Here is a 20,884-nt window from a genome sequence, read left to right on the forward strand (position 1 = left end):
GCCTCAGCGGGCCGTCGTGTGGAAACGGTCGGCACGCACCCCAGGGGCGCGGGGAACTGCGCGCCCGGCCCCGGCGAACCGTCGTGTGCAAACGGCCAGCAACCCCCTTCAGGGGCGCGGGGAACTGCGCGACCAGCCACACTGGACCGTCGCGTGGAAACAGCGAGCACCCACCCCAGGGGCGCGGGGAACTGTGCGACCGGCCCCAGCGAACCGTCGTGTGAAAACGGCCAGCAATCAGCAGGGGTGCCCACCCGCCCGCCGCGGCAGCGGCTAGGCATGGAGGTCCCGCACGAGCGAAAGCGGCGCCCGCGCCGCGGGAAAGGCGTGCAGCATCCGCTTCACGCGCAGACGCGCGGCCGAGTCCCGGTCACCGACATATGTGCGGGCCAGAGCGAAGTCCCCGGCAAGCGCCCCGGGCGCGACACCGCACGCATAGGTGTAACCCGCGGAGCGCACCGCGTGGACGGCCCGTGCGTCCACCGCGCCGTAGGGGTAGCAGAAGCCCTCGGGCACGTGCCCGGTGAGTTCGGCGAGCAGCGTGCGGCTGTCGGACGCCTCGGCGGCGAGCCGCACGTCGTCCGCCGCCGTGAGGTCCGTGTGGGCGAGCCCGTGCGACCCGATTTCCATCCCGGCGGACCCGGCCTGCCGGATTCCCTCGGCGGTGAGCAGCGGTTTCCGCGGCCCGTCCGCGTCCCACGCGTTGGTGCCGCCGAGGCGTCCGGGCAGGACGAAGACGGTGGCGCGGTGGCCGTGTTGCAGCAGCAGCGGCACCGCCGTGGTGAGGAAGTCGGCGTAACCGTCGTCGAAGGTGAGCCCGACGAGCCCGCGCCCGCGGCCTTCCGCCCGGGCCCGCAGGAGTTCGCCGACGCCGACGCCGGTGAGGCCGCACCGCCTCAGCCAGGCGAGCTGTTCGGCGAGGCGCCGCGGGCTGACGGTGACGAGGTAGGGGTCGTCGCGGCAATCTGCCACGGAGTGGTACATGAGGACCCAGGGGGCGGTTTCAGGCGGCATGGGGGAGGCTCCGTACGGGTGCGCCCACCGCCGCGGCCGCGGCGGCGAAGGCGAGCGGGACGGTGAGACAGCAGGCGGCCGCGGCGAGCGCGGCGGGGGCCCCGGGCAGCAGCCGGGTGGTGCACCACCCGGCACCGGTGGCCGCGGCGGCGGCGAGCACGTAGCGGGACATCGCCGCGGTGAGGGCGGGCACCCGGACGGGCACCGCGCGGGCGGGCAGCCCGCGCAGCAGGACGACGGCGGTGAGGCTGATCCCCGCGGCATTGCCGGCGGCGATGCCGTACGCGCCCCACGCGGCGACGGCGGCGCCGTCGACGAGGACGGTGAGGCCCAGGCCCGCGGCCATGGCGGCGACGGGATACCAGGTGGGCCGGGCGGCGGAGAAGTACGGCCTGATGAGCGCGCCGACGAGGCTCTGCCCGAGCAGCCCGAGCGCGTAGACCCGCATGACGGCGGCCGTCGCGGCGGTGTCGCCCGTGTCGAAGGCCCCGCGCTGGAAGAGCGTCGAGACGATCTGCGGGGCGCAGGCGACGACATACGCGGTGCCGAGCAGGACGACGACGCAGGCGAGCGTGAGGTCCCGCTCGACGCGCTGCCTGGCGCGCTCACGGTCGCCCTCGGCGAGGGCGCGCGCGACGACGGGGAAGGTGACGGTGCAGACCATGAGCGACAGCACCATGGGCAGTTGTGCGACCTTCTGCGCGTAGTTGAGATGCGAGATCGCTCCCGCGGGCAGCCCGGCGGCGAAGAACCGCTCGACGAGCACCTGCGCCTGCCGTGCGACGGCGAAGACCACGACGGGCACGACGAGCGCCATCCCGAGCCGCACCCGCCCCCCGGCGCCGAGGTCGCCGGGACCGGACGCGGGCGGCTCCCCGGGCCGAGGGTGGGTGTCGTCGCCCGCTTCTGCTCGCGCCCGCGCCCCGGCACGGGCGTCGCTCCGGCCCGGCACCGGTGCCGGGCCTTGCGCTCCCGGAGCCCCCGACCGCAGCACCCGGACGAAGGAGGGCAGTTGGACCAGGACCATGAGCGCACCGCCGGCCGCCACACCGGCGGCCGCCGAGCGCACGCCCCAGCGGCCGTGGAGGGCCAGCAGGGTGCCGACGATGCCGGTGTTGTAGGCGACGTAGACGGCGGCCGGGGGGAGGAAGCGGCGGTGGGCGCGCAGGGCGGCGCTGAGGTAGCCGGCCAGGCCGAAGGTGAGGATCGTGGCGGCGGTCAGGCGGGTGCAGGTGACGGCGAGGCGGGGGTCGGCGAGGCCGGGGGCGAGGAGGCGGACGACAAGGGGGGCGGCGGCGAGGAGCGCGGCGGTGGCCGCGGCGAGGAGGGCGGCGAGGCGCGGCAATGTGCCGCGGACAAGCGGCCCGGCGCCGCCCTTGGCGAGGGCCGCGCTGAAGGCCGGGACGAGCAGCAGGGCCATCGCGTCCTCGATGAGCACGGTCGCGGCCAGTTCGGGGACCGTCCACGCGACCAGGAAGGCGTCGCTGTCCGCGCCCGCGCCGAAGAACCGTGCGATGACCTGGTCGCGTACCAGCCCGAGCACGGAGCCCGCCGCGCTCAGCCCGGCCGTCACCGCGGCGGCGCGCGCCACGAAGCCGGGCGGTGGCACCGCATGCCGGGGGCCAGGCCGCGGCCTGGCCCGTACGACGTCGGTCACCGCGCTCCGCCGTCCTCCGTGTGCAGCGCCCACCAGGCCGCGAGGCCGAGGAGCAGCGCGGTCAGTACGGTCGAGGGCCCGCCGATGTCGGCGTAGAGGAAGTCGACGCACTGCCAGAGCAGCAGCCCGACCGCGGCCAGTCCTGCCCCGGCCCCGCGGTGCATGGGCCGCCCCGTGAGGAGCCGGCGCAGGCCGAGCACGAGGAAGGCGGCCCAGCCGCCGACCAGCAGGGTGCAGCCGAGCAGGCCCTGCTCGCTCAGCGCGAGCAGGTACATGTTGTGCGGGGAGAGCAGGGGTTCGCGCGTGAACTGCTGCCCGGCGCCCGAGGTGTCGCTCGCCGACGACAGCGCGAGGCCTGCGTGGCCGTCGCGCTCGGCGGGGAAGTTCTTGAGGCCGACGCCGGTGACGGGGTGTTCGCGCCACATGCCGAGGGCGGCGGACCAGAGGGTGTAGCGGTCGGTGACGGAGGAGTCGGGGGCGTCGGTGACCTGGGTGATGCTGGCGGCGCGCGCGCCGATCATCTGGGACCCGGCGCCGAGGCCGCCGACGATGACGACGGTGCTCGCGGCGAGCGCGGCCAGGACGCGTACGGCCTGGCGGCGGCCCGCGAGCAGGATCATCGCCGTGCAGGTGACGGCGGTGGCGATCCACGTACCGCGGCTGAAGGACACCGCGAGCGGGACGACGAGCAGCGCGGCGCAGCACATTGCCGCGGGCCGCAGCCATTGCGGGGCGCCGGGAGCCGGCGCCGCGAGCGCGTAGCCGACCGCGATCACCAGCCCGTACGCCACGACCGTCGCCATGCCCATCACGTCGGAGGGGCCGAAGGTGCCGACCGCGCGGATGTCCTCGCCCATGTACGAAGCGCCGCTCGCCGTGGCGTATTGCCACGTGCCGATCGCGCCCTGCACAAGGGCGAGCAGCACGATCGCGGCGGCGACCACGCCGAAGTCGCGGCGGTCGCGCAGCAGGAGGACCACGGCGGCGGGCACGGCCACGAAGACCTGCGCATAGCGCAGGAATCCGGCGAGCCCCGTGCCCGGGTCGAGCGAGGTGACGGCGGCCGCGGCGAAGCCGAGCGCGGGGGCGCCGAGCACGGCCGCCGCGGAAGGCGTCAGCGGGCGGGCGCGGTCGCGCAGCAGCCGGACCGCCGCGGTCGCGACGAGCACCGCGGAGGCGGCGTCGGCCGGGGTGACCTTCCCCGAGCTGCTGACGTCGCCGGTGGCGACCGGGGCGGCCAGCAGCAGCACGGTGGCCAGCGCCGGCAGCAGCGGCGCGTACCGCCGCAGGCGGCGCGGGGTGAGCGGCGGGAAGGCCGCTGTCGCAAGGGCCATGGGCTGGTCAGCTCCCGCCGTGGCGGAACAGCGTGGCGGCGGTCCGCAGCATGATCGACACGTCCTGCCACAGCGTCCAGCTGTCGATGTAGTGGTTGTCGAAGCGCGCGCGGTCGGCGATCGAGGTGTCGCCGCGCAGCCCGTGCACCTGGGCGAGGCCGGTGATGCCGGCGGGCATCCGGTGCCGGTCGGCGTAGCCGGGCAGGGTCTGGCTGAACTGCGTGACGAAGAAGGGGCGTTCCGGGCGCGGCCCGACCAGGCTCATGTCGCCCCGCAGCACATTCCACAGCTGCGGCAGCTCGTCGAGCGAGGTGCGCCGCAGCAGGCGTCCCGCGCGGCTCATCCGGTCGTCGTCGGCGACGCTCCACAGCGTCGCCGACTCGTGCTCGTCCGCAGGGCGCAGCGTGCGGAACTTCAGCAGCGTGAACGGCCGCCCGTGCAGCCCGATCCGCTCCTGCCGGAAGATCACGCCGGGGCCGTCGGCCAGCCGCATGGCGAGCGCGCACGCGGCGAGCACCGGTGCCAGGCAGAGCAGCGCGGTGCCGGCCAGAACCGCGTCCAGCAGCCGCTTGCCGCCGCGGGCGACGCGGCCCGCGGGCGGCGGGTACGGTTCGAGCCTGCGGCACGGATGGCCCCACAGGTGGCCGGCGCCGCCGCCCTTGCCGGGCCTTTCGCCGTTCACCTGCCACAGCCGGCAGCCCTGTGCGGCGAGCAGCCGTACGGTCGCGGTGGTCCTGGCGTCCGTCGTCGCGGGTCCCGCGACGACGGCGTCCCGTACGGCGTTCTGGATCACCGCCCGGGTCACGTCGCCGGGCGACGGCAGCACGGGCAGCACCGGCGGCGGTACGTACGGCGCCGGGTGCGCGGCCTGCGGGCCGCCTCGGGGCGGCGGTTCTGGCGGCGCGGGGCGTACGGGGGCCGGCGCGGCGAGGCCCACCGGGCGCATCCCGTACTCGGGGCGGGCGTGCAGGACCGCGGCGATCCGGGCGGCGGACGCCGCGTCGGCGCCGACGACCAGCGTCGAGGACGGGCGCCTGCGGGCCAGCCTGCGGCGCGTCGCGTAGACCGCGGCCCGCAGCCCGCCCGCGACGCAGACGGTCACCGCCACCGCCGCGGGCAGTGCCCCCGGTCCGGGAGCGCCGGCCCCCGCCACGACCGCGAGCAGGCCCCACGCCAGCACCGTGCGCCAGGCCAGGCCGGGCAGTTCCGCGAAGGCCCCTGGCGCGAAACCGGGCCGGTAGAGCCCGGCCCTGTGCTGCGTGAGCAGCAGGCACCCGGCGACCAGGCACCCGGCGAGCACCCCGCGCGGCACCACGGCCGCGACCCCGGCGACCGCCCCCGCGCAGTCCGCGACGGCCAGCACTCCCCCGACCCGCTCCCGCGCCGCCCGATGCCGCGGCTGCCCTGCGCCCCGCCGCCCGGGTACGCGGGAAGGCGCGGGCACGGGCGCACCGCGGGCGACGCGGTAGGCCGGGGTGCCGGCCTCGTACGGCCGCCTACCGGCGCCGGTGGCGCTCTCGCCGGTGTCGTGCGTCCGCTTGACGGCGGGTGTGTCGGCGTCGTCCGTGCGCCTGCCAGGACCCGTGGCGCCCGCACCCACGCGGCGCGGGCCGCCGGGTCGTTCCGTATCCGGGCGGCCGGGTTCGTACGTCCGCGGTGCCGTCACCCGTTCGGCGTCGGGGCGGGTCGGGTCGCAGGTGCGGGGGGTGGGCTCGGGGGTCACCGGGGGAGCCGCCGGGAGTGGGCGGGGTGGGGGAGGGCCAGGACGTCGCCGTAGACCGCCGCGATGTCGGCCGCGGCTCTTGCCACGTCGTGCCGGTCGCGGGCCCGGGTGAGGGCGCGCAGGGACGCGGCGGTGCGCACGGGCCGGTCGGTGAGCAGCCGCAGCAGTGCCGCCGACAGGGCGGCGGCGTCCCCGACCGGGACGACGCAGTCGGCGGCGTCGACCGGGTGGAGGCCTTCGCGGGCACCGCTGACGTCGGTGGCCACCACCGGGCGACCGCAGGCCATCGCCTCCAGCGGCGCCAGCGCCATGCCTTCCCAGCGGGAGGGCAGCACGACGACGTCCGCGGCCTGGTACCACGGCACCGTGTCGCGGGCGGCGCCCGCGAGCAGGACGCCCGGGGGCGCGCCGAGCAGCAGTCGCCGGTGGTCGGGCCCGTCGCCGACCAGGACGAGGCGGGCCGCGGGAAGTGCCGCAGCGACCGCGGGCCAGGCGCGCAGAAGCACGTCCTGCCCCTTCTGCGGGCACAGCCGCCCGACGCACACCACCAGCGGCGTGTCCGGCCCGACGTCGGACAGCGCGGGCAGTGCGGCCCTGACGGCGTCGCGGTCGGCGGTGGGGGTGAAGCGGGCGAGGTCGACGCCGTTGCGCACCATGGCCCAGCGGGCGCGTACGCCGGCCCGCCGCCCCGCGCGGCACTCCGCGTCGCTGACGCACAGCACCCGGTCCGCCCAGCGCGCGGCGTACCGCTCCCAGGCCCGCGCGGCCGCGGCGGTGGCGCCGTCGACCGCGTCGAAGGACCAGGCGTGCGGCTGGAAGACGGTCGGCACCCGGCCGCGTACGGCGAGGCGTACCGCGAGGCCCGCCTTGGCGCTGTGCAGGTGCAGCAGGTCGGGGCGCACCTCGCGCACCAGCCGGGCCGCCGCCGCGATCTCGCGGGGGAGCGCGGGGCCGGGGGCGCGGCGGGCCGGCCAGTGCACGATCCGCGCTCCGGCCCGCTCCGCCGCTGCCGGCAGCAGGTCGGGCGCCGGCATCACCGGATCCCGCGCCCCCGTCCGTCCCCGGGCGACCGGGTCGGGGCAGCCGACGACGACCCGCGCTCCCGCCCGTACCTGCGCGCGGACCAGGTCCGCCACGACGCGGGCCACTCCGCCCTCGACGGGCTGGGCCATGTGCAGCACCGTCAGCCCGGCGAGTCCGTCCTGCTGTTGCGGCATCGCGCGCCGTTCTCCCTCTACGAGCCCGTCAAACCCCGCCACTCGGTCCCGCGGGCGGCTGCGTGGTCTCAACGAACGACGAGTCGGCCAGGTAATCCCGGGAAACAGGAATGCACCGTCGCAGAAGGCGCGTCGAAATTCACGTAAGCCGCGCGAACAGGCAGACCGTTTCAGCTCTTATGACGATCACATCGCAGGGGGAAGTCGTCATGTCAACCTGCCGGTACGCGCTCACTCCTGTGCCTGGTCCAGGCGACGGCCGCGGGTGAAAATATCCGTTCGGGTGAAGCGTCATTACCAAGCTCCCGAATCGGTGTTGGGCAGTTCGACCCATTTTCCGGGGGCGTTCCCCCATCGGTCAGGAAAGGACCCACCGTGATCAAGAAGTTCCACGCCGCGGCCGCGGTGGCCGTCTCCGTCGCAGGCGTCTCGGCGTCGGGCGCTCCGCAGGCGATGGCCATCGGAGACGATCACGAGACGGCGACGGCGAACGGCAACGGTTCCGTGCAGAACTACGGCAACACCTCCACCGGCCGCTACATGAGCCCCTCGTTCGCCCTGGTCCAGGGCTCGCTCAACAAGCCGTGCGTCGCGCTCCCGGCCAAGGCCGACCTCGGCGCGGTCGCCGGCGTCATCCCGGTGCAGGTCCCGGACGTCAACGTGCTCAGCTCGCCGCAGAACCAGCAGTGCACCGAGAACTCCAGCCAGGTCAAGGGCGACGAGCCGCTGTCGCACGTCCTGGACGGCATCCCGGTGCTGTCCGGCGACGGCCCGGCCGACCACTGAGCACACGGCCGCCGCAGGGCCCGCCCAGTCCCGCCGGTCGCGGCTGCGACCGCCGGTGGAAAGTCGGCGGCCGGAGCCGTTCCCCGTCCTGTTGGACAGATTCCCGCCCTCCATTCGAGTGGATAAACGGCCCCGAATGGGGGTTGGGAGTCACCTATCGGCATCAAACGTCGTTGACCGTTCGGCGCGGTGCACATGACCCGCGAACGGGGTCCCGCCGTCACGAAATCCGTGACTGGGGAAGGCCACCGCAGCCGACAATTAAGGAGCAGAACCATGAAGAAGATCACCAGGGCCGCAGCGTTCACCGCCGGAACCGTCATCGCGATGGGCATCGCCACCCCGGCGTTCGCCGGCGCCGACTCGAGCGGCCTCGCCGAGCACTCCCCGGGCGTGGCCTCCGGCAACCTGATCCAGGTGCCGGTGCACGTGCCGGTCGACGCGTGCGGCAACACCGTCGACATCATCGCGCTGCTGAACCCCGCGTTCGGCAGCGCCTGCGTCAACGCCGGCTGACGACCGCAGTCGAACCGGTCGGGCGCCACGCCCTGATCAGGTCCCGCCCGGCCGAGTGCGCGGCACTCCCGGGCGGCCCGTCATCCTCACCATCTTATGTACGAGTTGCACGAGCGGAGAAAATGAGTCGATGCGACGACAGATCCTGAACCGGAGTCTGCTCACCGTTGCTGCCGCGAGCAGTATTCTCGCCGCGACGGGAGGCTATGCGAACGCGGACTCCGACGCACAGGGCGGTCCGAGCGAATCGGGCCGTTCAGCCGCCGTCCACTCGCAGGAGGCCGATTCGCCGAGCGACGGCTATTCGCCCGGGGCAACCGCCCAGGGCACCGCGGAGGGCTCCCCCGGACTGCTTTCCGGAAACAACGTGAGCCTCCCGCTCGATGCGCCGGTGAACGTGTGCGGCAACTCAGCCGACGTCGCCGCGCTGCTCAACGCGGCGAGCGGGAATTCCTGTGCGAACGTCGAGGTGCCCGCCACCCCCGTGGTACCGGGACCGCGCGCCGAGCCGCCGGCCCCGAAGCCCGAAGTGCACACGCAGCTCGCGGAGACCGGCGCGTCGTCCGGCGCGGTGGGCACGGCGGTGGGCGCGGGCGCGGTGCTGCTGATGGGCGGCGCGATGCTCTATCGGCGCTCCACTCGTGCGGCGCGCGTACAGCGTGCGAATTCTTGAGCGATTCCTGAGCGTTTTTCTGCCCGGGTGCGGAAAGTCAAGCCGTTGCCGCACTATCGGATGATTGTCAGGCGACGGGTCCGCGCACAGTTTCTGTTCAAAAACGTGGTCGTTGTCATTCCGGAAGGAACACGGCGCTACGGAAAGGCTGGCAAGTGAAGTTCTCGAAGGCCGCAGTGGTTGTGGTCGGATCCGTCATGGCGGTCGGCGTGGGCGCTCCCGCGTTCGCCGACACTGCGAGCGCCGACAGCGCGAGCACGGTGCCCACCAGCATCAACGGCGGTGTCGTGCAGATTCTCAACGAGCAGCCGCTGCAGAAGGCCGCTGACACCACGCAGGCCGCGCCCACGCTGAGCACTCTCGCCCAGGCCGGCGATCACCTCCGGGGCGACACGTCGGCCGACGCTCTCGTGGGCCGGGCGGCCGTGGTCGCCCAAGGCGTCGCCGAGTCCGGCCTCGTCGGTGCCGTGCCCGGCGCCCTGCTGCTCGGCGGGGTGCCGCTCAGCGGCGTCAGCACCTGACAGCCTGGGCCGTCCGGGCGCTTCCCCCAGAACCACGCGTCGTCGCACCGCAAAAGGACACTCAATGATCAAGGGCGACGAGCCGCTCTCGCACATCCTCAGCGACATCCCGGTCCTGGCCGGCAACGGCGTCCGCAACGGCTGACGTTCCGCCCCGTGCGACCCGCCCCACCCGCATCACCCGCTCCACCCCGGGCCGTCGGCGACCTCGTCGGCGGCCCTGCCCCGTTCCCGGCCTCCCGCCCGCGGCGGCGATGGCGGGAAAGGTGGGAAACCCGTCATTGCCGCCATCCGGCCGCACTGCCAGGCTGAACCGTCCCCGGCGGTCCGGGCGCCGGGCCGGCCCTCGGCGACACGGCGATCATCGAATGGCTCCGTGCCGTCGACGCCGGCACCACCTGGACGACCTCCGTGTGCTCCGGCTCCCTTCTCCTCGCCGCCGCGGGCCTGCTCACGGGGCGGCGAGCCGCCTCGCACTGGATCGCCCTGGAGCACCTGCCCGCTCTCGGCGCGGTCCCGAGCACGGACCGGGTCGTCTTCGACGGCAAATACGCCACCGCCGCGGGTGTCTCCGCGGGCATCGACCTCGCCCTCCACCTGGCCGGCCGCCTCGCCGGCGACGCCGTGGCCGAGGCCATCCAACTTGTCGTCGAATACGCCCCGGCTCCACCGCGTCCGCCCCACCGGACCTGGTCACGGCCCTCCGAGCGAGCGACCTCGTCGTCCTCCCCCGCTAACCCCCTGCGGGGCGCACCTCAGCCCCCACCGGGCCGCACGTAGGGACGTAAACAGCACCCCGCAGGGGGCCGGCTCACACGGAGTGGGCACCCTATGTGCAGAGGGCGTAACCGCGGGCGGCCCGCGGGGTGACCGCCGCGTAATGGCGGGTTCGTAGCGTCGAGCGGGCGCGGCCGCGGGGGCCGCACGGGGGGAGGACCCGCCAAGTGGGGACGACGACGGTGCGGACGGTGTGCTCGTACTGCGGCGTCGGCTGCGGCCTCCTGCTGGACATCGGCGCCGGTCCTGACGGGCGCCGCACCGTCCTGAAGGCCGTCGGCGACAAGTCGCACCCGGCGAACCGCGGGCGGCTGTGCACGAAGGGCGCCACGACCGCGGACATGCTGGCCGCGCCGGGCCGGCTGGAGCGGGCCCTGGTCAGGAGGGAGCGCGGCGCCGAGGCCGCGCAGGCGCCCGCCGCGGAGGCGATCGCGGAGACCGGCCGCCGCCTGCGGGCGGTCCTGGACGAGCACGGGCCCGACGCGGTGGCGCTCTACGTCTCGGGCCAGCTGAGCCTGGAGGCGCAGTATCTGGCGAACAAGCTCGCCAAGGGCTTCATCGGCACCAACCAGATCGAGTCCAACTCCCGCCTGTGCATGGCCAGCGCGGGCAGCGGCTACAAGCTGTCGCTGGGCGCGGACGGCCCGCCCGGGTCGTACCAGGACCTGGACCGCGCCGATGTCTTCCTGGTCATCGGCGCGAACATGGCCGACTGCCATCCGATCCTCTTCCTGCGGATGATGGAGCGGGTCAAGGCCGGCGCCAAGCTGATCGTGGTGGACCCGCGGCGCAATGCGACGGCCGCGAAGGCGGACCTCTTCCTGCAGATCCGCCCGGGAACGGATCTGGCGCTGCTGAACGGCCTGTTGCACCTGCTGCACGCGTCCGGCCGTACGGACCGGGACTTCATCGCCCGCTGGACCGAGGGCTGGGAGGCGATGCCGGACTTCCTCGCCGACTACCCGCCGGCGGCGGTCGCCGACGTCACCGGCATCCCGGAGGCGGACATCCGGCGGGCGGCCGAGCTGATCGGCGGCGCGGCCGAGTGGACGAGCTGCTGGACGATGGGCCTCAACCAGTCGACGCACGGCACCTGGAACACCAACGCGCTGATCAACCTGCATCTGGCGACCGGCGCGATCTGCCGCCCCGGCAGCGGCCCGTTCTCGCTGACCGGCCAGCCGAACGCCATGGGCGGCCGGGAGATGGGCTACATGGGTCCGGGGCTCCCCGGGCAGCGCTCGGTGCTGGTGGCCGAAGACCGGGCGTTCGCGGAGGAGTTGTGGGGGCTGGCGCCGGGCACCGTGCGGGCGGACGGCGTCGGGCGCGGCACCGTGGAGATGTTCCAGCGGATGGCCGACGGCGACATCAAGGCCTGCTGGATCATGTGCACCAACCCGGTCGCCTCGGTCGCGAACCGCCGCACGGTCATCGAGGGCCTGGAGGCGGCCGAATTCGTCGTCACGCAGGACGTCTTCGCCGACACCGAGACCAACGCCTACGCCGACATCGTGCTGCCCGGTGCGATGTGGACGGAGTCCGACGGTGTCCTGATCAACAGCGAGCGCAATCTCACCCTCGCCCGGCAGGCCGTCGACCCGCCGGGCGAGGCGATGCCCGACTGGCGCATCATCGCCGAGGTGGCGCGCGCGATGGGCTACGGGGACGCGTTCGACTACGCGGGGCCCGAGGAGGTCTTCGACGAGATCCGCCGGGCCTGGAATCCCGTCACCGGCTACGACCTGCGGGGCGTGACGTACGAGCGGCTGCGCGAGACCCCCGTGCAGTGGCCCGCGCCCACCGCCGACGGACCCGACCGCAATCCGATCCGCTACGTCGAGGGCGACGGGCTGCGCTTCCCGACCCCCAGCGGCCGGGCCGTCTTCCACGCCAGGCCGCACGTGCCGCCGGCGGAGATGCCCGACGGCGACTTCCCCTTCGTGCTCAACACCGGGCGGCTGCAGCACCAGTGGCACACCCTGACCAAGACCGGCAAGGTCGCCAGGCTCAACAAGCTCAATCCCGGGCCCTTCGTGGAGCTGCACCCGGGCGACGCGGCGGAGTTGGGGATCGCCGAGGGCGACCCGGTGGAGGTCGCCTCGCGGCGCGGCCGGGCGGTGCTGCCCGCGGTGCTCACCGACCGGGTGCTGCCGGGGTGCTGCTTCGCGCCCTTCCACTGGAACGACCTCTTCGGTGAATACCTCAGCGTCAACGCCGTCACCAGCGACGCGATCGACCCGGTCTCCTTCCAGCCGGAGTTCAAGGTCTGCGCGGTGTCGCTGACGAGGGTCGCCGCACCGGCCGCGGGGAAGGCGACTTCCGAGCCGTCCGTCCTGCCGGCCGGGGACAAGGCCGTCGCCGGCGACGTCTTCGGGGTGTCGGACCTGGCGCCGCCCGTGCTCGCCGAGCACGAACGCCGCTATCTGGTGGGCTTCCTGGCGGGCCTCGGCTCCGGCCTGGCGGGTGTGCCGGTGCTGCCGCCCGACGCGCCCTTCGCGCCGGAGCACGCGCTGTGGGTCAACGGGGCCCTCGCGGGCATGTATTCGCGGCTGCCCGCGGCGCCCGCCCCCGTACCGCACGCCGAAGTCCCGCAGGCCGGGCGGGAGGTGGTGGTGCTGTGGGCCTCGCAGACCGGCAAGGCCGAGGAATTCGCCGCCGCCGCGGCGCAGCGCCTCACCGGGACAGGACACCGGGCCACCCTGCTCGGCATGGCCGACGCCTCGCCCGCCGGACTCCCGGCCGCCGCCGACCTGTTGCTGATCACCAGCACCTTCGGCGACGGCGAAGCCCCCGACAACGGCACCGGCTTCTGGGACGCCCTCACCGCGCCCGACACCCCGCGCCTCGACGGCCGCCGCTACGCCGTACTGGCCTTCGGCGACTCCTCCTACGACGACTTCTGCGGCCACGGCCGCCGGCTCGACGAGCGCCTCGGCGAGCTGGGCGGTGTACGCCTGGCGCCGCGCACGGACTGCGAGCCGGACTACGAGCCGTCCGCGCTGGCCTGGCTCGACCAGGTGCTCGGCGCGCTGGCCGGCGCCGTCCCCGCGCCCGCGCCCGCGCCCGCGCCCGCCCGTACCGTACGCCGCCCCGCCGGGGGCACCGCGCGGCTCACCGGCAACCGGCTGCTGGGCCTGCCCGGCGCGGCGAAGGAGGTACGCCGCTTCACCTTCGACACCCGCGACAGCGACGTACCGCTGCCGTACGAAGCGGGCGACGCGCTGGGTGTCCTGCCGGCCAACTCTCCCGCCCTGGTGGACGAATGGCTCGCCGTGGCCGGACTCGACGCGCACACCGGCGTCACCGTCCCCGGCGTCGGCGACGTCCCGCTGGGCGAAGCGCTGCACCGGCACCTGGACATCACCAGGATCACCCCCGACCTGCTGCGCTTCGTCGCCGACCGCACCCACGACCGGGTGCTGAGGAGGCTCCTGCGGCCCGACAACAAGGACGAGCTGGCCAAGTGGTCATGGGGCAGGCAGGCGGTGGACGTCGTCGCCGAATACGCCGTCAAGGCCCGCGCCGGGGAGTGGGCCGGGCTGCTGAAGAAGCTCCAGCCCCGGCTGTACTCCATATCGTCCAGCCCGCTCACCGACCCGGAGCGCATCTCGCTGACCGTCTCCGTCGTCCGCTACGGCAACCCGGAGGGGCGCCCGCGCGGCGGTGTCTGCTCGCCCTTCCTGGCCGACGCCGAGCCGGGGACGACGGTGCCCGTGCACGTCAGGCGCACCCCGGGCTTCCGGCCGCCCGCCGACCCCGCCGCGCCCATGATCATGGTCGGCCCCGGCACCGGCGTCGCCCCCTTCATCGGCTTCCTCGACGAGCGCCGCGCCCGCGGCCACCGCGGCCCCAACTGGCTCTTCTTCGGCGAGCAGCACCGGGCCACCGACTTCTACTACGAGGACGACCTCACCGCCCGCCTCGCCGACGGCACCCTCACCCGCCTCGACACCGCCTTCTCCCGCGACCAGCGCTCCAAGGTCTACGTCCAGGACCGCATGCGCGAACACGGCCCCCTGCTGTGGTCCTGGCTCCAGGACGGCGCCCACCTCTACGTCTGCGGCGACGCCTCCCGTATGGCCAAGGACGTCGACGTCGCCCTCCACACCGTCGCCACCACCCACGGCGGCCTCGCCCCCGACGCGGCGACCGCGTACCTCAAGTCCCTGACCGTCGAGAAGCGCTACGCCCGCGACATCTACTGACCCCCGGCGCACGCGGCGCACGCGGAGGCGGTCTCACCGGAACCCGTGGTCTTCCTGGTGCAGCCGTCGGCCTCCCGCCGCTGGACGGTGTCGCCCATGGTGGTCTCCGGTTCAGCCGGGCGTGACAGGAGCGGCGGGGTCCGGGGAGACGGGGACGCGGCCGTCCGCCGCCGCGGCGGCCAGAGCCCGGTGGTCGAGCTCGTTGCGGTCCGCGTAGGCGTCGGCGAATTCCGCCAGGGCGCGGTCGAGCAGCTCGCCGCCGCCCGCGTAGGCGGCCAGCGCGACGGGGTCGCCGGAGCGGGCGTGCGCGCGGGCCAGGGAGGCGCCGCAGACCCGGGCGAAGAGCCGCAGCATCGTGGGGGTCATGGTGTCGGGCTGAGCGATGCCCTTCCAGTCGCGCAACTGCCGCACGTAGAAGTCCCGTTGCCGGCCGTCGAAGCCGGTCACGCGCTCCCAGCCGAGCAGGATGTCACCGGCGGACTGCATCAACCGCTGCCCGGCGACGACCCGTTGGCCCTGGTTGTCGTAGCGTGCCGCGCCGGCGTAGGGAGTCAGGACCGAGGGCCCCGCCTCCTTGGCCTGGAGCAGCAGCGGGTCCTCGTCGTCGCGGCCGACCGCGAGGATGACCCAGCAGCGGGTGCCGACACTGCCGACGCCGACGACCTTGCGCGCCATGTCCACCACCTGGAAGCGGTCGAGCAGCAGCCGCCGTTCGGCCGGCAGGCTCTGGCTGTAGCGGTGCAGCAGCTCGCGCAGCACCTCTTCCAGCCGCGCCCGCTTGTCGTCGGGCAGCAGGTCGCGCAGCGGGGTGATCAGCGGCGGGTCGGGGGTGATCCTGCGCCGCCCGTCCTCGACGCGGGTGAGCTTGTCGAAGGCCTGCGCGGTGGTTCTGCCGCGGGCCTTGGCGAGTGCCTTGCCGGTCCGCTTGCGCACGCTCGCGCCGGGCTGCTCCTTGGGCAGCAGCGACGCCAACTGGTCGCTGTCGTCCTGCGCGTACCAGATGTCGAGGGTGCCCATCCCGGCGAAGAGCTGCATGCGCTCGCGGTACGCCTCGACGGCGCCGCGGACGATCGCGGCACGCCGCTCGGCGCCGAAACCGCGGGCGCGGGCGGCGATCTCCAGGCTGGTCGCGAGCCGTTTGAGGTCCCATTCGAAGGGGCCGGGCAGTGTCTCGTCGAAGTCGTTGATGTCGAAGACGAGATGCCGCTCGGGGGAGGCGAGCAGGCGGAAGTTCAGCAGGTGCGCGTCCCCGCACAGCTGGGCGGTGAGCCCGGTGTGCGGTGCCGTTCCGAGGTCGGCGGCCATGATGCCGGCGGCGCCGCGGTAGAAGCGGAAGGGCGACTCCAGCATGCGGCTGTAGCGGATCGGCACCAGCTCGGGCAGCCGGTCAGCGGACTGCCGTTCCAGCAGGCCGACCGGGTCGAAGCGCTTCTTGCCGGGGCTGAAGCGGGCCTGCGCCGACCGCGGCACGCGCCGCCGGGCCGCCTTGCCGTACGCGGCACGCTCGGCGGGGCTGCCGCGCGGGACGGCATTGCCAAGAGGGTCCTGGACTTCTTCAGGCATGTGCCCACCGCCCTTCGGTGCATCTATCCTCACCCCGACCCGCGGCCCCCGCCACGCGAGCGCCCCTCACGTACGGTGACGACCTCGTGACGGGACCCGCGTCCACCGATCGGTGGACGGAAGTGGGACCGCCCGGTCGTTCCCGGCGGGGCGCGGGCGCGGGATCGTGGTGCCATGACGGACGACGTGGTGAGGGTGCGGGGGCTTCGCAAGCGGTACGGCGGGGTCGACGCGGTGGACGGGGTGGATCTCGGCATCCGGCGCGGTGAGGTGTTCGGGATCCTGGGGCCCAACGGGGCCGGCAAGAGCACGACCGTGGAGATACTGCAGGGCCACCGGCGCCGCGACAGCGGCGAGGTCGCCGTGCTCGGGCAGGACCCGGACAGCGCCGACCGCCGATGGCGCTCGCGGGTCGGCATCGTGTGGCAGGACCAGTCGGCGGCCGCCGAGCTGACCGTCGCCGAGACCGTACGGCACTTCGCCCGCTACTACCCGCGGCCGCGCGACCCGGCCGAGGTCATCGACCTGGTGGGGCTGACCGACAAGGCGGGCAGCCGCACCAAGGCGCTGTCCGGCGGGCAGCGCAGGCGGCTCGACGTGGCGCTCGGCGTGATCGGCGACCCCGAGCTGCTGCTGCTCGACGAGCCGACGACCGGCTTCGACCCGGTGGCGCGACGGCAGTTCTGGTCGCTGATCCGCAGCCTCGCCGACGAGGGCACCACGATCGTCCTCACCACCCACTACTTGGACGAGGCCGAGGCGCTGACCGACCGGCTCGCGGTCATCGCGGCCGGCAAGGTCGTCGCGGAGGGCGAGGCCGGCTCGCTCGGCGGGCGCGCGCAGGCCAGGGCGACCGTGCACTGGGCGGAGCCGGACGGCACCGCACGCAGCGAGGAGACCGACACCCCGACCCGCACGGTCGCGGAGCTGACCGGCCGCTTCGACGGCGAGATACCCGAACTGCGGGTCACCCGCCCCACGTTGGAGGACATCTACCTGCGGCTCATCGGATCGGAGGACAAGTGACCGCCGGAACCGCCGCCGCGACGGCGCTCGACCCCGTGCGGGACGACCGCACCGCACGGCTGCCCGGGGCCTGGCGCCTGGGCCTGCTGCGCGGGGCGATGGAGATCCGGATGTTCTTCCGGCTGCGCGAGCAGGTGGTCTTCACCTTCGCCTTCCCCATCGTCTTCCTCTTCCTCTTCGCCTCGATCTTCCACGACGACATGGCCGGCACCGGCTCCACCGCGTCGCAGTACTACGTGGCGTCGATGACGGCGGCAGGCATCATGTCCACCAGCTTCCAGTCGCTCGGCATCTCCATCGCGATCGAACGCGACGACAAGGTGCTGCGCAGGCTGCGCGGCACCCCGATGCCGCCGGCCGCGTACTTCCTCGGCAAGATATGGCTGGTGCTGGTCACCGGCCTGCTGGAGACGGCCGCCCTGCTGGTCTTCGGCGCCACCGTCTACGACGTCGACCTGCCGTCCGACGCGTCCGGCTGGCTCACCCTCGGCTGGATCTTCGTGCTCGGCATCACCGGCTGCGCGCTGCTCGGCATCGCGATCAGCAGCGTGCCCAAGTCGGGCAAGAGCGCCACCTCCGTGGTCGTCCTGCCCTTCCTGGTCCTGCAGTTCATCTCCGGGGTGTACATCCTCATCGACACCGTGCCCGACTGGATGCTGACCATCGGGTCGTTCTTCCCGCTGAAGTGGATGTGCCAGGGCCTGCGCGGGGTGTTCCTGCCGGACGCGGCCGCCGCGCTGGAACCGGCGGGCAGTTGGGAATTCGGACGTATCGCGCTGGTGCTGGGCGCCTGGTGCGTCGGAGGATTGGTGCTGTGCATGCTGACCTTCCGCTGGAAGAGCCGGAGCGACGGCTGACCGGGACACCCCGGCCCGCCGCGGAAGGCCCCCGCGGCGGGCACGTCTGGGAGCGCACCTTCCTGCCCTGGGACGTCTACTTCGCGGTCGTGTGGATCGGCACGGTGCTCTTCGCGCTCGCCGCGGAGAGTCCGGGCATCGGCGTACGCGTCGTCGCCGCCTGCCTGTTCTGCCTGCCGGTGCCCTGGTACGCGTGGGTCGGCCGCCCGCTGCTGGTCGCGCAGTCCAGGACCACGGGCACCCGGCCCGCCGTGCGCTACCTCGTCGGCCTGGTGCTGCTCTTCCTGCCCCCCGCGGCGCTCGTCGGCGAGACCCGGCTCGCCACCTTCGCCCTCGTACCGCAGTGCTTCATGCTGCTGCGGGTGCGCGGCGCGCTCACCGCCGTCGCGGTCGTCAACATCACCCCGGTCGCCGCCTGGGCGCTGGTCCGGCGTCCCGACACCCACGACCTCTACTACAACTCCGTCTTCGCCGTCGTCACCCTGGCCTTCTCCGCGGTCGTCGGCAGCTGGATCATCCGCGTCCTGGAGCAGAGCGTCGAACGGGCCGACCTGGTCGCCGAGTTGGACGCCAGCCGCGGCGAGGTCGCCCGGCTGTCCGCGGAACGCGGCGCGCTGGCGGAACGCGAACGGATCTCCCGGGAGATCCACGACACCCTCGCGCAGGGCTTCACCAGCATCCTGATGCTCGTCCAGGCCGTCGAGACCGAACTGGGCGACGACCCCGCGCTGGCCCGCCGCCACCTCGCCCTCATGGCAGGCACCGCTCGGGAGAACCTGGCCGAGGCCCGTGCCCTCGTCGCCGGCAATGCCCCCGCCGGCCTGGACGGCGGCTCACTCCCCGACGCCCTGCGCCGCCTCGCCGCCCGCCACACCGAGCAGACCGGCGCGGCCGCCACCGTCGACATCACCGGACCCGTACGCGCCCTGCCCGCGGCCGTCGAGGTCGTCGCCCTGCGCAGCTGCCAGGAGGCCCTGGCCAACGCCCGCCGCCACGCGGGCCCCGCCGTCCCCGTCGCCCTCGACCTGCGGTACGCCGAGGACACCCTGCGGATCGCCGTACGCGACACCGGCCGCGGCTTCGACACCGCCGGGCCGCCGGGCACCGGCTACGGGCTGCCGGGACTGCGCGCCAGGGCCGCCGAGATGGGCGGCACCGCCGCCGTCGACAGCGCGCCCGGCCGCGGCACCGCGATCACCGTCACCCTGCCGCTCGCGGCCGCATCGAGGAGCACCCCGTGATCCGCATCCTGCTCGCCGACGACCACCCCGTCGTCCGCGAGGGCCTGCGCGCGATGCTCCATGCCGAGGCCGACCTCGACGTCGTCGGCGAGGCCGCCGGCGGCCCGCAGGCCGAGACGCTCGCCGCCGAACTCCTGCCCGACATCGTGCTGATGGACCTGCGCATGCCGGACGGCGGCGGCGTCGAGTCCATCGGCCGCATGACCGCGGCCGGGCTGCCCTGCCGGGTCATCGTGCTCACCACCTACGAGACCGACGGCGACATCCTCCGCGCCGTCGAAGCGGGCGCCGCCGGCTACCTCCTCAAGGACCTCGCCCGCGGCGAACTCGCCGACGCGGTCCGGGCCGCCGCCCGCGGCGAGACCGTCCTCGCCCCCTCGGTCGCCGCCCGCCTCGTCGACCGCCTCCGCGTCCGCCCCGAACGCCCCCACCTGTCCGACCGCGAGACCGCCGTCCTCCGCCTCGTCGCGGACGGCTGCACCAACGCGGAGATCGGCCGCCGGCTCTTCATCGGCGAGTCCACCGTCAAGACCCACCTCCTGCGCACCTTCACGAAACTCGGCGTCACCGACCGCACGGCTGCGGTGACTTCCGCCATGCGGTACGACTTGCTCTGAGCATGAGGGGGCTGCCGCTGCCCCGCCGCCGTGGTCGCGCTCGCAGTTCCCCGAGCCCCCAGGTGATGGCCCCTTGCGGTGCGGTGCTTGCCTGCGGCCCGGCGGGGGAGAAAGCAACGCCACCGCAAGTGGCAACCACCTGGGGGCGCGGGGAACTGCGCGACAAGCCACCCACACAGCGCAAGTGTGGAGTCCGGAACAGCACCCCGCAGGGAGTGGCACCGTATGGCACCCCCTCACGCGCGGAGCGCATACGCGTCGAGGGACCGGGCCGCCCGCCCGGTCACGTCCCGTACGGACGGGGAGACGACCGCATTCCCACCGGCCCGCAGCACGCGGAAGAGGGCCAGCTGCCACTCCACGGCCCGCGCCGGCACCCCGCCCTGCCGGAGCCGCGCCGCGAACGCGGCAGGATCCTGCGCCACGTACCGCAGCTCACCACCCCCAGAGCGCGCGAAGCGCACCCCGCGGCCGAGGACGGCGACAGCCTCGCCGTGCGTGAGCGCGGACGGTCCCGTCAGGTCGTAGACCTGGCCGCCGTGTCCGCCCGACGTGAGGGCGATCGCGGCGACCTCCCCGACATCCCTCGTGTCGACGAAGCTCACCGCCGCGTCCCCCGCGGGCAGCTCCAGCACGCCCCGCTCCCGCAACCCCTCGGCGAAGGCCCCGCCGAAGTTCTGCTGGAACCAGTTGGGCCGCAGCACGGTCCACTCCCGCCCCGACATCCGCACATCGTGCTCCCAGCTCGCCATCGGGACGAGCGAGGGCAACCGGTCGGCGCCCAGCACGGACAGCAGCACCACGCGCCGTATGTCGGCCGCGTCGGCGAGCAGCTGGTGCATGAGCAGCTCGGGCTCGGACTGCCAGACCGGGCCGACGACATAGAGGCCTTCCGCCCCTTCCAGCGCGGGCAGCCAGGTGGAGCGGTCGGACCAGTCGAAGCGGACCGGCTCGACGCCGGCGGCCGTCGCGGCGCCCGGCGTGCGGCTGGCCGCGCGGACCTTCGCGCCCCGCGCGGCAAGCGCGTCCACCACCGGCCTGCCGCTCTTCCCGGTGGCACCGATCACCAGCACGTTCATCACGTCAGCTCCTTCGCGTGTGCCTTGCGACGACGACACTATGTACCGAGCTTCGGATGATGAATGCCGCAGAATCCG

Annotated in this window: 16 protein-coding genes and 2 pseudogenes; 11 read left to right on the plus strand and 7 right to left on the minus strand. The window is 74.2% G+C overall.

The features are described 5' to 3' along the window. Positions 1–273: 273 nt before the first annotated feature. From OG900_21430 to OG900_21450, 5 genes are all read right to left on the minus strand, one after another. A complete protein-coding gene (locus tag OG900_21430; GenBank protein WUH92418.1) occupies positions 274–1,014 on the minus strand; it encodes a polysaccharide deacetylase family protein in 741 nt (246 codons plus the stop codon). Continuing rightward, positions 1,004–2,623, minus strand: a complete 1,620-nt coding sequence (locus tag OG900_21435) for a virulence factor MviN (protein ID WUH95867.1) — start codon at positions 2,621–2,623, stop codon at positions 1,004–1,006. The genes OG900_21430 and OG900_21435 overlap by 11 nt, the downstream gene beginning before the upstream one ends. Before the next feature lie 44 nt (positions 2,624–2,667). After that, positions 2,668–4,005, minus strand: a complete 1,338-nt coding sequence (locus OG900_21440) for an O-antigen ligase family protein (GenBank protein ID WUH92419.1) — start codon at positions 4,003–4,005, stop codon at positions 2,668–2,670. 7 nt (positions 4,006–4,012) lie between these two features. After that, on the minus strand, positions 4,013–5,305 hold the full coding sequence (locus OG900_21445) for an exopolysaccharide biosynthesis polyprenyl glycosylphosphotransferase (GenBank protein ID WUH95868.1): 1,293 nt from the start codon (positions 5,303–5,305) through the stop codon (positions 4,013–4,015). A gap of 419 nt (positions 5,306–5,724) precedes the next feature. Beyond that, the gene (locus OG900_21450) at positions 5,725–6,945 is read right to left on the minus strand and encodes a glycosyltransferase (GenBank protein WUH92420.1); all 1,221 of its coding nucleotides are present in this window, start codon (positions 6,943–6,945) and stop codon (positions 5,725–5,727) included. Between the two features lie 375 nt (positions 6,946–7,320). Here OG900_21450 and OG900_21455 point away from each other — a divergent pair, with 375 nt between their 5' ends. The 7 genes and pseudogenes from OG900_21455 to OG900_21485 all read left to right on the plus strand — a co-directional run bounded on the left by OG900_21455 (position 7,321) and on the right by OG900_21485 (position 14,423). After that, positions 7,321–7,731, plus strand: a complete 411-nt coding sequence (locus OG900_21455; GenBank protein WUH92421.1) for a rodlin — start codon at positions 7,321–7,323, stop codon at positions 7,729–7,731. Between the two features lie 276 nt (positions 7,732–8,007). Beyond that, entirely contained in the window at positions 8,008–8,247 is a 240-nt protein-coding gene (locus tag OG900_21460; protein ID WUH92422.1) for a chaplin, read from the plus strand. Between the two features lie 130 nt (positions 8,248–8,377). Further along, entirely contained in the window at positions 8,378–8,920 is a 543-nt protein-coding gene (locus OG900_21465; GenBank protein ID WUH92423.1) for a chaplin, read from the plus strand. A gap of 197 nt (positions 8,921–9,117) precedes the next feature. Next, positions 9,118–9,441 carry a hypothetical protein gene (locus OG900_21470; protein ID WUH92424.1) on the plus strand — a complete coding sequence of 108 codons (324 nt, stop codon included), beginning with the start codon at positions 9,118–9,120 and terminating at the stop codon, positions 9,439–9,441. A gap of 70 nt (positions 9,442–9,511) precedes the next feature. After that, positions 9,512–9,586, plus strand: a pseudogene (locus OG900_21475) (RdlA protein). A 170-nt stretch (positions 9,587–9,756) separates the two neighbouring features. Continuing rightward, a pseudogene (locus tag OG900_21480) lies at positions 9,757–10,221 on the plus strand (DJ-1/PfpI family protein). Positions 10,222–10,385: 164 nt separating this feature from the next. Beyond that, entirely contained in the window at positions 10,386–14,423 is a 4,038-nt protein-coding gene (locus OG900_21485) for a molybdopterin-dependent oxidoreductase (GenBank protein ID WUH92425.1), read from the plus strand. A gap of 111 nt (positions 14,424–14,534) precedes the next feature. On the opposite strand, the gene OG900_21490 is transcribed toward OG900_21485, so the two are convergent. After that, entirely contained in the window at positions 14,535–15,986 is a 1,452-nt protein-coding gene (locus tag OG900_21490; GenBank protein ID WUH92426.1) for a DUF2252 domain-containing protein, read from the minus strand. A gap of 174 nt (positions 15,987–16,160) precedes the next feature. On the opposite strand from OG900_21490, the gene OG900_21495 reads away from it, so the two are divergent. The 4 genes from OG900_21495 to OG900_21510 all read left to right on the plus strand — a co-directional run bounded on the left by OG900_21495 (position 16,161) and on the right by OG900_21510 (position 19,727). Further along, positions 16,161–17,012 (plus strand): ABC transporter ATP-binding protein, encoded by an 852-nt coding sequence (locus tag OG900_21495; GenBank protein WUH92427.1) that lies wholly within the window; start codon positions 16,161–16,163, stop codon positions 17,010–17,012. Positions 17,013–17,110: 98 nt separating this feature from the next. Continuing rightward, positions 17,111–17,869, plus strand: coding sequence for an ABC transporter permease (locus tag OG900_21500; protein WUH95869.1), 759 nt, complete (start codon positions 17,111–17,113; stop codon positions 17,867–17,869). Next, the gene (locus OG900_21505) at positions 17,827–19,110 is read left to right on the plus strand and encodes a sensor histidine kinase (GenBank protein ID WUH92428.1); all 1,284 of its coding nucleotides are present in this window, start codon (positions 17,827–17,829) and stop codon (positions 19,108–19,110) included. The genes OG900_21500 and OG900_21505 overlap by 43 nt, the downstream gene beginning before the upstream one ends. Beyond that, positions 19,107–19,727: a response regulator transcription factor gene (locus OG900_21510; protein ID WUH92429.1), complete on the plus strand. Its 621-nt coding sequence runs from the start codon at positions 19,107–19,109 to the stop codon at positions 19,725–19,727. Before OG900_21505 ends, OG900_21510 begins: the two co-directional genes overlap by 4 nt. A gap of 236 nt (positions 19,728–19,963) precedes the next feature. Here the strand turns inward: OG900_21510 and OG900_21515 are convergent, their stop codons facing one another. After that, positions 19,964–20,806 carry an NAD(P)H-binding protein gene (locus OG900_21515; protein WUH92430.1) on the minus strand — a complete coding sequence of 281 codons (843 nt, stop codon included), beginning with the start codon at positions 20,804–20,806 and terminating at the stop codon, positions 19,964–19,966. Positions 20,807–20,884 lie beyond the last annotated feature (78 nt).

It is taken from the genome of Streptomyces sp. NBC_00433, from assembly GCA_036015235.1.
Lineage (GTDB): Bacteria > Actinomycetota > Actinomycetes > Streptomycetales > Streptomycetaceae > Actinacidiphila.